Genomic DNA, 12,012 nt, shown 5'->3' with positions numbered 1-12,012 from the left:
GAGCGGACCGGCGCACGTCAGGCCGGTCAGCTTATCCCGGCGCGCACGTTTGCCTCGCGCCGCTTCGGCCAACCCGCGCAACGCCCACAGCCATGACGATCGACACACAATCGCAGCGCGAACAACATAGTCCGTTACGCCGCATCATCAGTTCGGTGTCGGCGATTCTGCAAACGCGTCTGGAACTGATCGGCATTGAACTCGCCGAAGAAAAGGATCGCCTTCTTGGCGTGCTGTTCCTCGGCCTTGCCGCGATGATGCTGACCACCATGGCCCTGATCGCCCTCACGGCGCTGATCGCGATTGCGTTCTGGGACACCTACCGATGGCAGGCGCTTGCCGGAATCACGCTCGTCTACGCGATTGCCGGACTGGTGTGCGCGCTGAAAGCGCGCAGCGGGCTGCGCAATGCGCCGATGGTGTTCGATGCCACCATCGCCGAATTCGAAAAAGACCGCGACGTGTTTCGCAAACCGTAGCGTTGGCGAACCAGTGTGATGCTTTGCGAGCCGTTTGTAGCATTGTTCATTGCCCTTTCGTTGCGCTGTTCCTTGCCCCTCTCACTGCCGACACGCCATGAGCCATAGCTACTCCAGCACCGCCTACCGTAACAAGCGCCAGCCGGCGAGAGACTTGAGCGCACCGCAGTTGCGCGAATTGCGCAAGGAACTGTTGCTCGTGCGCGCGGACGTCGAGCGCATGGAATTCGCTCAGGCCACGCTCGAATTACGCGAGGCCGTCACTCACTTCAGTTGGCTCAAGTTCATCGTGCCAGGCTTCGGCGGGCTGCGCATGGGCAGCGGCGCCAAGGCTAGCCTTCTGAACGCCGGAACCATCGGCGCACTTCTGAAGCAATATCCGGTGATCAGTTCGATCGTGTCGCTCGTGCTCGCGAAACCGTTGCGCGCGACGTTCGCAGCCGGTGCGAAGCCCGCACTCAAGTGGGGCGGTCTCGCATTCGCCGCGTGGGAAGCGTATCGCGTATGGCAGCAGATCAAGGGCGAGTCGCGTGCTTCGGCAAGGTCTGGCGACGAGGGTTGAATTCGTCGCTTATGGCTCCTGGTATCAGACAGCTTCCGGCGCGAGCAGCAGACCCGTTGCTAGCCTGTGGCCCAACACTGCGCGGTCAGCGGTGCCGAACCGTTTCCCGCAGTCTTATTGCTTCGCATGCCGGTCGCGTCGAGCGTAAAGACGCCGCACGCGTCGTCTCGCATCGGTCCTGATTCGTCCGGCGCCGCTTCGATCGAATAGCCGCCGTTTGCATCGTCCGCCGGCAACACGCGCAACCGATAAACAGCCGAGCCGAATGACGGAGCCTGGTTGAAGCCGGGCGGCAGCGCAAGAACGCTGTCGCTTGCCGCGCCCTCGACGAATTGCGCCGCGCGCAACAGCGCCGATGCCGCGTCCATCCGATACGTGCGCGCGATATGGCTGCGATACGAAGGCACCGCGAACAAAGCCAGCACAGCGACGATCGCGAGCGTGATGATCAGCTCGAGCAAGGTGAATGCGGATAGATGCAGCCTTCTCATTTGCAACCTCGCTAAAAGGGCCGTGCAGCGACGCGCCGCCAATGGCGTTCGATCCTGTCGCCGTCGATAACCAGTTGCATCTGCAGCCATACCTGCGACTCGCGCTTGTTGCCGAAGCCGCGCGCCGTCAACAGATACGCGCGTGCATCGGGGCGGCCGGCGAGACGCCACTCTTCGGCCACGCATTGCGGCGCGCGCAGCGAGCCGGGCCATTGCGCCAAAGGTGTGGCAGCGGCGCCTTCGAACGTGGCCTCGACTTTCCATTGCGCTGGCTCATGGGCGGCGGGCTGCGATGCGATCACACCCAGGCCCGTGGATGCAACGGCGCTGCGGGCGCATAAGGTCAATGCCGAATCGGCGGCGTGAAAGGCCTGCAAATAGTCACGCACGTTTACCGCGCTACGCGCTGCCGCGAGCGATGCCTCGAACCACGCCGCGGACGTCGCGAGCAGCATCGCGGAAATCAGCAGGACGATGGGTAATACGGTGCCGCGCTCATGCATGTGCGGGGCGTGTCTGCGAAGGCGGCGAGGTCGATCCGATTGCTGACGAGCGGCTTCGTCCAAGCAACCTCGTTCGGCCATGACTGGCGTTTCGCTCACGACAAGCCCCCTGCGTAATTGCGCAACGCAACTCGCCGCCAGAACGCTTGCCGTGGACGCAGATCCGTCGCGATACCGCTTACGCCGTCGCAATCGACATAACGTGAGCGCTGCCCTTGCGGCGCGCCGCGCACTAGCACGCAGAGGTCAACCGCGACCACGTTGGTCCACTGGTCGGCGGTCACCGCCGAGGCGTCGATTGCATTCGCCGCGCCGGCAAGCCAATACTTGATGCGCAACCGCTCGACACCTTCGACAAGCGGTTGCGCGGACCCTGTCTTGCCGTTGCCTTCGCAGTACAGTTCCGGCTCGCCGGTCGAGCTGCTCGCCTTCGCGTAAAAGCGATTGACCACCGGCACGCCGCGATCGCCGAGCGCAGCGCTATTGCCCGTAACGGCTTGTCCGAGGCAGTCCGTCGTCTGTCCGGTCGCTGACGGCCAGGTCGACACGCTGTCTCCAACGTATCGCACCGCAATGCCGTCTGATTTGCCCGTCAATGTCTCGCACGTCGGACGGCTGTCGTCCGTGCCTGTCGGATGCCCGCCCGAACAGCCGAACAACGGCGTTGGCGCTCGATATTGCGTGGCGTCGGCCGGCACGAAGCCCGCCATCTGCAACTGCTGCCCAACGACGGTCAACGCGGTCAAGCCGGCATCGCGCATACGCAGCGCATTGCTCGCGCGGTCGAATGCGGCGCGCTGCGTCGTGTAAAGCGACACGGCGCCCGCGGTCACGATGAGTCCAAGCGCAAGAGCGATCACGAGCTCGATCAGCGTATGGCCGCGCACGCCATGCGCATGCGCATGCGGCATCATTTGACGAACGCCAATGCGACGCAGGAAAAGCCCACGGGCGCGTCCACCCCGCCGCACGGCTCGGGCTTGTCGATCACGTCGTCGACGGCGTGCGGCGCGTTGCGCGGAGCCGTCCAAGTGACGCGGGCCGCCGACACACCTCCTATGCCGATCACCGACGCGTCGCCGCCCGGCAGCAGCGTCGCCGCACGCGAGCGCCATGCGTTAAGCGCGGCGTCGTTGGCTGAGGGCGCAGACATCGCTTCAGCGACCGAATCGGCGATCCATGCGGCGTGTTCGCGCATCGACATCGCTCGCGCCTCGCGCGCCATCCACAATTGCCCGGCGATGAGACCTAGCGCCGTGACTGCCATCACCGCAACGGCCAGCATCACTTCGATCAACGAACTACCGCGGCGCTTGTTGCAACTGCGGTGAGGCCGTGCCTGCAGCCGCCGCAAAGACCTTCTGACCAGCGGGCTCACGACGCCGCCCCACACGCGCCGTCCGTAATTCGCGTGCGACCACCCGCCGCGATGCGAATGCAGCGCCGCCACTTATCGCCCTGCGTTGCTTTCGATGGCGCTCGCGGCGCAATGTCGAAGCTGCGAAACGTGCCGATCAGTTGTCCGGCGGGCGGTGTGAACGTGAGATTCGTCTGCGTGCCGGCGATGCTCACCGCCGCAACCGAGCCATGCGCGCGCAACAGCGTAGACGTGCCGCCGCGCTCGGCCAATACGGCCCAGCCGCAAGACCAGTCGGCGACGCCATTGCCGCACGGTTGCCCGGCGGCAAGACAGTGGCGCGACGCGTCCGTCCTGCATACGGTCACGCGGGCGCCGCGGCGCAATGCCTCACTGCGTGCATACGCAAGCGTGGACACGAGCGCGTTCGCACGTGCGTCGACCTGATCGCGCACCTGCCAGGCTACGAACGATGGCGTCGCCATCATCACGATCACCGCGAGCAGCGCGATCACGACCAGCGTTTCGACAAGCGTAAATGCGCCGCATGGCGACGAAGCGATTGCATGTTGTTTCATCTGCATCCCTGAACGTTTTCAAAGAATGCAGCCAATCTAGCGATTCGCGGACCGTCCAACAATCGGCCGAATGGCCAGGTGGTATTCAGACGCTACCGCACGCGAGAATTCACGCGACGAACCACAATCGGAGCGGCAAATGCAGAAACGTCAAGCCACGCGGCAAAACAGAAACGACAGGAAGCGCCGGGCGGCGGGCTTCCGATCAGCGCTTGCGGGAAGGCTTGGGAGGAGAAGAGGCGCGGCGGAACTCTTCGATCACGTCTTCGAATTCGGAGACGTCTTCAAAGCGCCGGTAGACAGAGGCGAAACGAACGTAGGCAATGGTGTCGAGCGCGCGCAACTCGTTCATGACGAGTTCGCCGAGACGTTCGCTGCGCACTTCGCGCTCGCCGCTGCCCAGCAGTTGATACTCGATACGGGCGACGGCCGCGTCGATCGCGTCCGCTGCAACCGGACGCTTGCGCAGCGCCAGTTGCATGCTCGCGACAATCTTGCGGCGATCGAATTCCGTGCGGCTGCCGTCTTTCTTGACGACCGCCGGCAACGCCAGCTCGACCCGCTCATACGTCGTAAAACGCTTGTCGCAGGCCGGGCAGCGGCGGCGCCGGCGAATCGTCGCGCCGTCTTCCGAGACACGCGAGTCGACGACCTGCGTATCGGCGTGACGGCAGAAAGGGCAATGCATGGCGGCTTAGCGGTAGACCGGGAAGCGCTGCGTCAACTCGGCGACCTGACCACGCACGCGTTCGATCGTGGCGGCGTCTTCCGGGTTGTCGAGCACATCGGCAATCAGGTTACCCACCTGCTCCGCTTCCTTGACGCCGAAGCCGCGCGTGGTCATGGCCGGCGAGCCGAGACGGATACCGCTCGTCACGAACGGCTTTTCCGGGTCGTTCGGAATCGCGTTCTTGTTGACCGTGATGTGCGCTGCGCCGAGCGCGGCTTCCGCAGCCTTGCCGGTGATCTTCTTCGCGCGCAGATCGACCAGCATGACGTGGCTTTCGGTGCGGCCGGAGACGATGCGCAGGCCGCGCTTCACCAGCGTTTCCGCCAGCACCCGAGCGTTTTCGACAACGTGCTGCTGATACGTCTTGAATTCCGGCGACAGCGCTTCTTTGAATGCGACAGCCTTGCCGGCGATCACATGCATCAGCGGACCGCCCTGAATGCCCGGGAAGATGGCCGAGTTGATCTGCTTCTCGAATTCGGCCTTCATCAGGATCACGCCGCCGCGCGGGCCGCGCAGGCTCTTGTGCGTGGTGGTCGTGACGAAATCCGCGTGCGGCACCGGGTTCGGATAGACGCCCGCGGCGATGAGGCCGGCGTAGTGCGCCATGTCGACCATGAAATACGCGCCGACCGACTTCGCGATCTTCGACAGACGCTCGAAGTCGATGCGCAGCGCGAAAGCGGACGCGCCTGCGACGATCAGCTTCGGCTTGTGTTCCTGAGCGAGCTTCTCGGCAGCGTCGTAGTCGATGTCTTCGGCTTCGTTCAAACCGTAGCTGACCACGTTGAACCACTTGCCCGACATGTTGACGGGCGAGCCGTGCGTCAGGTGGCCGCCGTGCGCGAGGCTCATGCCCATGATCGTGTCGCCCGGCTTGAGCATCGCGAAGAACACGCCCTGGTTCGCCTGCGAGCCGGAGTTCGGCTGCACGTTGGCGGCTTCGGCGCCGAACAGTTGCTTCACACGGTCGATCGCAAGCTGCTCGGCCACGTCGACATATTCGCAGCCGCCGTAGTAGCGCTTGCCCGGATAACCTTCGGCGTATTTGTTGGTGAGTTGCGAGCCTTGCGCAGCCATCACAGCCGGGCTCGTGTAGTTTTCGGACGCGATCAGTTCGATGTGCTCTTCCTGACGGCGGTTTTCCTGCTCGATCACCTTCCACAGTTCAGGGTCGACGTTGGCGATGGTGCTTTGGGCTCTGTCAAACATACGGATTCCGTTGAGTGTTTTCAGGTTGACCGGATCGTGCGCCGAATCTTGCGTAGAGGGTACGCGGCGCTGCTGGCGGCTGGGCTTGGCCTGACGTGGCGGAGGAAGAGTCGCCGCACACGCGAGGCAGGACAGCCACCGTCAGCGCAGATGAATGCGCGCGGATCACGGCTGCCCAGGCGAACGGCAAAACGGCACCCCGCGCTTCACGGTGGGTTTTTCCACCTTGAACCCGATTGTCAAAACCGGTTCTATCGCCAGTCACGCAGGGATGAGCGCGTTAGTTTATTGGAAGAGGATCGAATAGGCAACCGGCTTTCGGCCGCCGCAAAGGGCGCCGAAAAAGACCCGGCAGAAGGCCCGACAGGCAGTGCGGAACCGTGCCGCGAAAGCCTGTCCCGCGGCGGCTGCGCAGTTCTCGCGACGCAACTGCTCCGGCTCGTTGATCCTTGCCGCAGCGCCGCATTGGAAGTAGGCTTGGGGCCTTTCTCTCCTACCGACCAGGGAACTGCAATGATCGTGTTCGTCACCGGGGCGTCCGCAGGATTCGGCGCCGCCATCGCTCGTGCCTTCGTGAAAGGCGGCCACCGCGTCGTCGCCACCGCCCGCCGCAAGGACCGCCTGCAAGCGCTCGCCGACGAACTCGGCGACGCTCTCCTGCCCTACGAGCTGGACGTGCGCGACCGCGCGGCCGTCGAGGCGGTGCCCGCCTCGTTGCCGGCCGACTTCGCCGCCATCGACGTGCTCGTCAACAACGCCGGCCTCGCGCTCGGCGTGGAGCCGGCTCATAAAGCGAGCCTGGACGAATGGCAGACGATGATCGAAACGAACTGCACCGGGCTCGTTCAGGTCACGCATGCACTGTTGCCCGGCATGGTCGAGCGCAACCGCGGCCATGTCTTCAACCTTGGCTCGGTCGCGGGCCACTGGCCTTATCCGGGCGGCAACGTCTACGGCGCGACGAAGGCATTCGTGCGGCAGTTCAGCCTGAATCTGCGTGCCGACCTTGCCGGCACCGCGCTGCGCGTGACCGACATCGAGCCGGGCCTGTGCGGCGGCACGGAGTTCTCGAACGTGCGCTATCGCGGCGACGACCAGAAGGCCGGCAAGGTCTACGAGAACGTGCAGCCGCTCACGGCCGAGGACATCGCCGATTCGATCTACTGGATCGCCACGCGCCCGGCGCACGTCAACATCAACACGATCGAACTGATGCCGGTCGCGCAATCGTTCGCCGGTTTGAGCGTTCATCGCGGCTGAGGCCCGCCAGGCCGCGCGCACATCTTGAAACAGACCTCGCGGTGTGCGTTCCGGTAAAATGCGCCGCATGAATATGACGACAAGCCAGCCAGGCGCGGAAATCGGCCACACGTGGGGCATCCGCGTGTATTACGAAGATACCGACGCCGGCGGCATCGTGTTTTACGCGAACTACCTGAAGTTCTTTGAACGGGCGCGCACCGAATGGCTGCGCGCCTGCGGGATCGACCAGAACCGGCTCGCGGACGAAACGGGCGCCATTTTCATCGTCCGTAGCACGGCGGTCGATTATCGGGCGCCGGCACGTCTCGACGACGTGGTGAAAGTCGTCAGCCGCATCGAGCGCCTTGGCAAGGCATCCGTCGACTTCGTGCAGGAAGCGTGGCGCGACGGCACGTTGCTTGCTACCGGCTCGATCCGGGTCGGCTGCGTCGAGCGCACAGCGCTGCGCCCCGCCGCGATTCATTCGCCGGTGCTGGCCGCTTTGCGGCGCGGACCCGGCGTCAGCGAGGGCGGCGTGTCAACGAACGCAGGCTGACTCCCGTTGTTACGGCGCCAGTGAACTCGCATCGATCAAGCAGCACCAAGCATGGTTCGGCTTGCGTCACCGCCGAAGCTTCCGTTTTGCTCACGGCAAGCTTCGTGTGGCCTTGCAAAGCCGGACGCCCCCTTTCGGGACGATAAAACGAACCTTTATGAACACTACACAAGATCTGTCGATCGTTTCTCTCGTACTCAATGCGAGCCTGCTGGCGCAGGCCGTCATGGCCCTCCTGCTGCTGCTGTCGCTGTTGTCGTGGACTTTCATCTTCCGCAAGTGGTTTGCGATCCGCCGGGCGCGCGCGCAAACTGAGCGTTTCGAACGCGATTTCTGGTCGGGCGGCGACCTGCAGGCGCTGTATCAAAGTGCCGCGAATAACCGTCACACCATCGGCGCGCTAGAGCGAATTTTCGAATCCGGCATGCGCGAATTTCTCAAGGGCAAGGAGAAACGCCTGAACGACCCGGGCGCGATTCTCGACGGCGCGCGCCGTGCAATGCGTGCCGCGTTCCAGCGTGAAATGGACGTGCTCGAAGCGAATCTTGCGTTTCTCGCGTCGGTGGGTTCGGTCAGCCCGTATATCGGTCTGTTCGGCACGGTCTGGGGGATCATGAATGCGTTTCGCGGACTCGCCAACGTGCAGCAGGCCACGCTTGCGAACGTCGCGCCGGGCATCGCCGAGGCATTGACCGCCACCGCGATCGGCCTCTTTGCCGCGATTCCCGCGGTGGTCGCGTATAACCGCTACGCGCACGACATCGACCGTCTGGCGATCCGCTTCGAGACCTTCATCGAAGAGTTCTCGAACATCTTGCAGCGCCAGGCGCACTAAGGAGTCCACGATGGCAGGCTCTCGCTCCTCCAGCATGCGCGGCGGCCGCTCGCGCCGCGCGATGTCCGACATCAACGTCGTGCCGTATATCGACGTGATGCTCGTGCTGCTCGTCATCTTCATGGTGACCGCGCCGCTCGTCGCGCCGTCCATCGTCAATCTGCCGACAGTCGGCGGCGCCGCGCCGCAGCAGCAAACGCCGCCCGTGATCGTCAACATTCGCGCGGACGGCAACATGAGCGTCAAGTACAAGGACGACGCGGGCGCGCAGCAGCAGGAGGACATGACGAAAGCCGCGCTTAACGGCTTCATCGCCGACCGCGCGCAGTCGCATCCCGATCAGCCTGTCGTGATCGCCGCCGACAAGACCGTGAAGTATGAAGTCGTGATGAATGTGATGTCGGAGCTCAAGGCTCGCGGCGTCAAACGCGTTGGATTGCTCGTCAAATCGCAATGATCCGTAAGAACACCGACTATCCGCTCCAGCCACCGCGTGAACGCGGCACCGGGCGAGCCTTTGCGTTCGCGCTGGTGATGCATGCGCTGCTCGGGTTCTTCCTGTATCACGGCATCCAGTGGCAAAACAGCACGCCCGAAGGTGCCGAAGCGGAACTGTGGACCGAGGTGCCGGACAGCGTGATTCCGCGCCCGGTCACGCCGCCGCCCGTACCTGTTGCGCCTGCTCCGCCGGCGCCCGACGAACAGGCCGACATCGCGCTGCAGGAAAAGAAGCGCAAGCAGCAGGAAGCGGCGCGCGAGGCGCAGCTCGCGGAACAGCAGCGTCAGCAGAAGCTCCAGGCTCAGCAGGAAGCCGAGGCTAAGCGCGAGCAGCAACTCGCGGCCGAACAGGCAGCGCAACTGGCTGCGCAGAAGGCCGCGGCGGCGAAGCAGAAACAACTGCAACAGCAGCAACAGGCGGACAAGCTCAAGCAACAGCAACTGGCCGAGCAGAAAAAGCAGCAGCTGAAAGAACAGCAGGACGAGCAGCAGAAACAGGCCGAAGCCGAAGCGCAGAAGAAGGCTGATGCGCAAAAGGCGGCCAAGGCAAAGGCGCAAGCCGAAGCCGCGGCGCAGGCGAAGAAACTCGACGCGGAACGTCGCGCGCGCCTCGCGCAAATGCAGGGCATGGCCGGGCCTCCGGGCTCGACCGGCAATGGCCTCGGCAAGAGCGGCACGGGCAGCGGCTCGGGCGGCAATGCGGCATCGCCCGGTTATGCGGACAAGGTTCGGCGCGTGGTGCGGCCGAACATTTCGTGGGGTGGCGAGACCGAGGGTCTCGAGACCGTGATCGCCGTTCGTTGCTCGCCGACCGGCACGCTGTTGAGCGCGACCATCGCGCACAGCAGCGGCAATGCGGCGTGGGACGATGCCGCGCTGCGAGCCGTTCAGCGTTCCGATCCGATGCCTCAGGACATCGACGGAAAAACGCCGGGGAGTTTCAGGATCACGTTGCGGCCGGCCGGTTGACGGCAGCCTGACAGTGGGTGACAGCAGGCCCCGCGCCCCTTTCGGCGCGGCGCACTCGGGAACGAAATAGTTGTTTTCCGGTCTGTCTGCTGTCGCGAAGCTTTAGTAAAACCGTTTTTGGGGAATCCATACAGCATGAGTTTGATGACCAAGCTAGGCCTGCGGACACTTGTAGCGTCGTGCCTGATCGCCGCCGGCGGCGCCGCGAACGCGCAACTCAACGTGCTCGTCACGGGCATCGGGTCCACCCAGTTTCCGATCGCAACGGCGAACTTCGCCAATGAAGCGAACTCGCCGCAGCAGGTCAGCACCATCGTGCGTCAGGACCTGCAGCGCAGCGGCAAATTCACCAACATCGACGCGGGTTCTGCGCCCGTTCCCGAAACGGCTTCCGTCGATCTCGGAAGCTGGAAGGCGAAGGGCGCGAATGCGTTCGTGGCCGGCAGCGTGAACCGCCTGCCGAACGGCCAGTACGAAGTGCGCTTCAAGCTGTACGACACGGTCAAGGGCGAAAGTCTCGGCGGCCTCGTGCTGGTGAGCCCGGAAAGCGGCCTGCGCATGAGCGCGCATAAAGTGGCCGACTACATCTACGCCAAGCTGATGGGCGGCCGCGGCGCGTTCGCCACGCGGCTGTCGTATGTCATCAAGAGCGGCAACCGCTATCAGTTGCAGATTTCGGATTCGGACGGCCAGGACGCGCACATCGCGCTGTCGAGCCCCGAGCCGATCATCTCGCCGGCATGGTCGCCTGACGGCACCAAGGTCGCTTACGTTTCGTTCGAGAAGAAGAAGCCGATCGTCTATATTCACGATCTGCCTACGGGCCGCCGCATCGTCGTGTCCGATCAGAAGGGCAATAACAGCGCGCCCGCGTGGTCGCCGGACGGCCGCACGCTCGCCGTCGCGCTCTCGCGCACCGGCAACACGCAGATCTTCGCGGTCAATGCGGACGGCAGCGGCCTGCGCCGTCTCACACAGGGCAGCTCGATCGACACCGAGCCGACCTTCTCGCCCGACGGCCAGTCGATCTACTTCACGAGCGACCGCGGCGGCCAACCGCAGATCTACAAGATGTCGGCGCAAGGCGAAAGCGCCGGCGGCGCACAGCGCGTCACGTTCACCGGCAGCTACAACACGAGCCCGCGCGTGAGCCCGGACGGCAAGCAACTCGCGTATATTTCGCGCGTCGGCGGCGGCTTCAAGCTGTATATCCAGGATCTGCAAGGCGGAGCCGCCACGGGCCTGACGGACACGACACATGACGAATCGCCGAGCTTCGCGGCGAACGGTCAGTACATTCTTTACGCCACTCAGGTGAACGGCCGTGGCGTATTGGCTGCGGTTTCGACCGACGGTCGCACCCGGCAGGTCCTGTCAGTGCAGGGAGGCAGCGTACGCGAGCCGTCCTGGGGCCCTTTCATGCAATAACGTTGACGCAATAACTGATGCAATAACACAAGGAGAGTACAAAATGATGTCCAAACTTCGCTTCGCATTTGCAGTCCTCATGGTCGGCGCATTGGCCGCGTGTCACTCGGGCGTCAAGCTCGACGAAAACGCTAACAAGGGCGGCGCAGTCTCGACGCAGCCGAACCCGAACGATGTCGCGCAAGTGAACGTCGATCCGTTGAACGACCCGAACAGCCCGCTCGCGAAGCGCAGCATTTACTTCGACTTCGACAGCTACTCGGTGAAGGACGACTACCAGTCGCTGCTGCAGCAACACTCGCAGTACCTGAAGAGCCATCCGCAACGCCACGTGCTGATCCAGGGCAATACCGACGAGCGCGGCACGAGCGAGTACAACCTGGCACTCGGCCAGAAGCGTGCTGAAGCTGTGCGCCGTTCGCTGTCGCTGATGGGCGTGACGGACTCGCAAATGGAAGCCGTGAGCCTCGGCAAGGAAAAGCCGCAAGCCACGGGTCATGACGAATCGTCGTGGGCACAGAACCGCCGCGCCGACCTCGTGTACCAACAGTAAGTAACGGGTGATGAGCCGA

At 63.9% G+C, this 12,012-nt stretch carries 16 protein-coding genes and 1 riboswitch; of the genes, 9 read left to right on the top strand and 7 right to left on the bottom strand.

From position 1 onward, the window contains the following. Nucleotides 1–92: 92 nt before the first annotated feature. Nucleotides 93–479: a phage holin family protein gene (locus AB6809_RS24490; RefSeq protein WP_006047849.1), complete on the top strand. Its 387-nt coding sequence runs from the start codon at nt 93–95 to the stop codon at nt 477–479. Between the two features lie 97 nt (nt 480–576). Further along, on the top strand, nt 577–1,041 hold the full coding sequence (locus tag AB6809_RS24485) for a DUF3318 domain-containing protein (protein WP_006047850.1): 465 nt from the start codon (nt 577–579) through the stop codon (nt 1,039–1,041). A gap of 59 nt (nt 1,042–1,100) precedes the next feature. On the opposite strand, the gene AB6809_RS24480 is transcribed toward AB6809_RS24485, so the two are convergent. From AB6809_RS24480 to glyA, 7 genes are all read right to left on the bottom strand, one after another. Next, entirely contained in the window at nt 1,101–1,532 is a 432-nt protein-coding gene (locus AB6809_RS24480) for a type IV pilin protein (RefSeq protein ID WP_006047851.1), read from the bottom strand. An 11-nt stretch (nt 1,533–1,543) separates the two neighbouring features. Then, nucleotides 1,544–2,035 (bottom strand): hypothetical protein, encoded by a 492-nt coding sequence (locus AB6809_RS24475; RefSeq protein WP_310399965.1) that lies wholly within the window; start codon nt 2,033–2,035, stop codon nt 1,544–1,546. A 95-nt stretch (nt 2,036–2,130) separates the two neighbouring features. Continuing rightward, entirely contained in the window at nt 2,131–2,949 is an 819-nt protein-coding gene (locus AB6809_RS24470) for a PilW family protein (protein ID WP_310399966.1), read from the bottom strand. After that, complete coding sequence (locus AB6809_RS24465) at nt 2,946–3,380, bottom strand: prepilin-type N-terminal cleavage/methylation domain-containing protein (protein WP_371027375.1); 435 nt, start codon at nt 3,378–3,380, stop codon at nt 2,946–2,948. The genes AB6809_RS24470 and AB6809_RS24465 overlap by 4 nt, the downstream gene beginning before the upstream one ends. Nucleotides 3,381–3,409: 29 nt before the next feature. Next, nucleotides 3,410–3,970, bottom strand: coding sequence for a GspH/FimT family pseudopilin (locus AB6809_RS24460; RefSeq protein WP_371027357.1), 561 nt, complete (start codon nt 3,968–3,970; stop codon nt 3,410–3,412). 205 nt (nt 3,971–4,175) lie between these two features. Beyond that, complete coding sequence (gene nrdR, locus AB6809_RS24455) at nt 4,176–4,658, bottom strand: transcriptional regulator NrdR (protein ID WP_006047856.1); 483 nt, start codon at nt 4,656–4,658, stop codon at nt 4,176–4,178. 6 nt (nt 4,659–4,664) lie between these two features. Continuing rightward, on the bottom strand, nt 4,665–5,912 hold the full coding sequence (gene glyA / locus AB6809_RS24450) for a serine hydroxymethyltransferase (RefSeq protein ID WP_029970409.1): 1,248 nt from the start codon (nt 5,910–5,912) through the stop codon (nt 4,665–4,667). A gap of 166 nt (nt 5,913–6,078) precedes the next feature. Beyond that, nucleotides 6,079–6,187, bottom strand: a riboswitch (ZMP/ZTP riboswitch). Nucleotides 6,188–6,425: 238 nt separating this feature from the next. On the opposite strand from glyA, the gene ydfG reads away from it, so the two are divergent. From ydfG to pal, 7 genes are all read left to right on the top strand, one after another. Next, on the top strand, nt 6,426–7,172 hold the full coding sequence (gene ydfG / locus AB6809_RS24445; RefSeq protein ID WP_006047858.1) for a bifunctional NADP-dependent 3-hydroxy acid dehydrogenase/3-hydroxypropionate dehydrogenase YdfG: 747 nt from the start codon (nt 6,426–6,428) through the stop codon (nt 7,170–7,172). 58 nt (nt 7,173–7,230) lie between these two features. Then, on the top strand, nt 7,231–7,710 hold the full coding sequence (gene ybgC / locus AB6809_RS24440) for a tol-pal system-associated acyl-CoA thioesterase (RefSeq protein WP_371027356.1): 480 nt from the start codon (nt 7,231–7,233) through the stop codon (nt 7,708–7,710). Between the two features lie 157 nt (nt 7,711–7,867). Further along, nucleotides 7,868–8,545 (top strand): protein TolQ, encoded by a 678-nt coding sequence (tolQ, locus tag AB6809_RS24435; RefSeq protein WP_006047860.1) that lies wholly within the window; start codon nt 7,868–7,870, stop codon nt 8,543–8,545. A gap of 10 nt (nt 8,546–8,555) precedes the next feature. Further along, on the top strand, nt 8,556–9,002 hold the full coding sequence (gene tolR, locus AB6809_RS24430) for a protein TolR (RefSeq protein ID WP_171800390.1): 447 nt from the start codon (nt 8,556–8,558) through the stop codon (nt 9,000–9,002). Beyond that, nucleotides 8,999–10,012 (top strand): cell envelope integrity protein TolA, encoded by a 1,014-nt coding sequence (gene tolA / locus AB6809_RS24425; protein ID WP_307251785.1) that lies wholly within the window; start codon nt 8,999–9,001, stop codon nt 10,010–10,012. Before tolR ends, tolA begins: the two co-directional genes overlap by 4 nt. A 135-nt stretch (nt 10,013–10,147) precedes the next feature. After that, entirely contained in the window at nt 10,148–11,440 is a 1,293-nt protein-coding gene (gene tolB / locus AB6809_RS24420; RefSeq protein WP_371027355.1) for a Tol-Pal system beta propeller repeat protein TolB, read from the top strand. 43 nt (nt 11,441–11,483) lie between these two features. Beyond that, the gene (gene pal, locus AB6809_RS24415; RefSeq protein ID WP_006047864.1) at nt 11,484–11,993 is read left to right on the top strand and encodes a peptidoglycan-associated lipoprotein Pal; all 510 of its coding nucleotides are present in this window, start codon (nt 11,484–11,486) and stop codon (nt 11,991–11,993) included. Nucleotides 11,994–12,012 lie beyond the last annotated feature (19 nt).

The sequence above is a fragment of the Paraburkholderia sp. RCC_158 genome, from assembly GCF_041355255.1.
Taxonomy (GTDB): Bacteria; Pseudomonadota; Gammaproteobacteria; order Burkholderiales; family Burkholderiaceae; genus Paraburkholderia; species Paraburkholderia graminis.
Note: the sequence above shows the minus strand (reverse complement) of the source record. Positions and strands in the feature narration are given on the sequence as shown.

What these genes read in the sequence shown, in the direction of transcription:
- AB6809_RS24490 (WP_006047849.1), top strand. Translation starts at nt 93, where the DNA reads ATGACGATCGACACACAATCGCAGCGCGAACAACATAGTCCGTTACGC.
- AB6809_RS24485 (WP_006047850.1), top strand. Translation starts at nt 577, where the DNA reads ATGAGCCATAGCTACTCCAGCACCGCCTACCGTAACAAGCGCCAGCCG.
- AB6809_RS24480 (WP_006047851.1), bottom strand. Translation starts at nt 1,532, where the DNA reads ATGAGAAGGCTGCATCTATCCGCATTCACCTTGCTCGAGCTGATCATC.
- AB6809_RS24475 (WP_310399965.1), bottom strand. Translation starts at nt 2,035, where the DNA reads ATGCATGAGCGCGGCACCGTATTACCCATCGTCCTGCTGATTTCCGCG.
- AB6809_RS24470 (WP_310399966.1), bottom strand. Translation starts at nt 2,949, where the DNA reads ATGATGCCGCATGCGCATGCGCATGGCGTGCGCGGCCATACGCTGATC.
- AB6809_RS24460 (WP_371027357.1), bottom strand. Translation starts at nt 3,970, where the DNA reads ATGAAACAACATGCAATCGCTTCGTCGCCATGCGGCGCATTTACGCTT.
- nrdR (WP_006047856.1), bottom strand. Translation starts at nt 4,658, where the DNA reads ATGCATTGCCCTTTCTGCCGTCACGCCGATACGCAGGTCGTCGACTCG.
- glyA (WP_029970409.1), bottom strand. Translation starts at nt 5,912, where the DNA reads ATGTTTGACAGAGCCCAAAGCACCATCGCCAACGTCGACCCTGAACTG.
- ydfG (WP_006047858.1), top strand. Translation starts at nt 6,426, where the DNA reads ATGATCGTGTTCGTCACCGGGGCGTCCGCAGGATTCGGCGCCGCCATC.
- ybgC (WP_371027356.1), top strand. Translation starts at nt 7,231, where the DNA reads ATGCGCCGCATGAATATGACGACAAGCCAGCCAGGCGCGGAAATCGGC.
- tolQ (WP_006047860.1), top strand. Translation starts at nt 7,868, where the DNA reads ATGAACACTACACAAGATCTGTCGATCGTTTCTCTCGTACTCAATGCG.
- tolR (WP_171800390.1), top strand. Translation starts at nt 8,556, where the DNA reads ATGGCAGGCTCTCGCTCCTCCAGCATGCGCGGCGGCCGCTCGCGCCGC.
- tolA (WP_307251785.1), top strand. Translation starts at nt 8,999, where the DNA reads ATGATCCGTAAGAACACCGACTATCCGCTCCAGCCACCGCGTGAACGC.
- tolB (WP_371027355.1), top strand. Translation starts at nt 10,148, where the DNA reads ATGAGTTTGATGACCAAGCTAGGCCTGCGGACACTTGTAGCGTCGTGC.
- pal (WP_006047864.1), top strand. Translation starts at nt 11,484, where the DNA reads ATGATGTCCAAACTTCGCTTCGCATTTGCAGTCCTCATGGTCGGCGCA.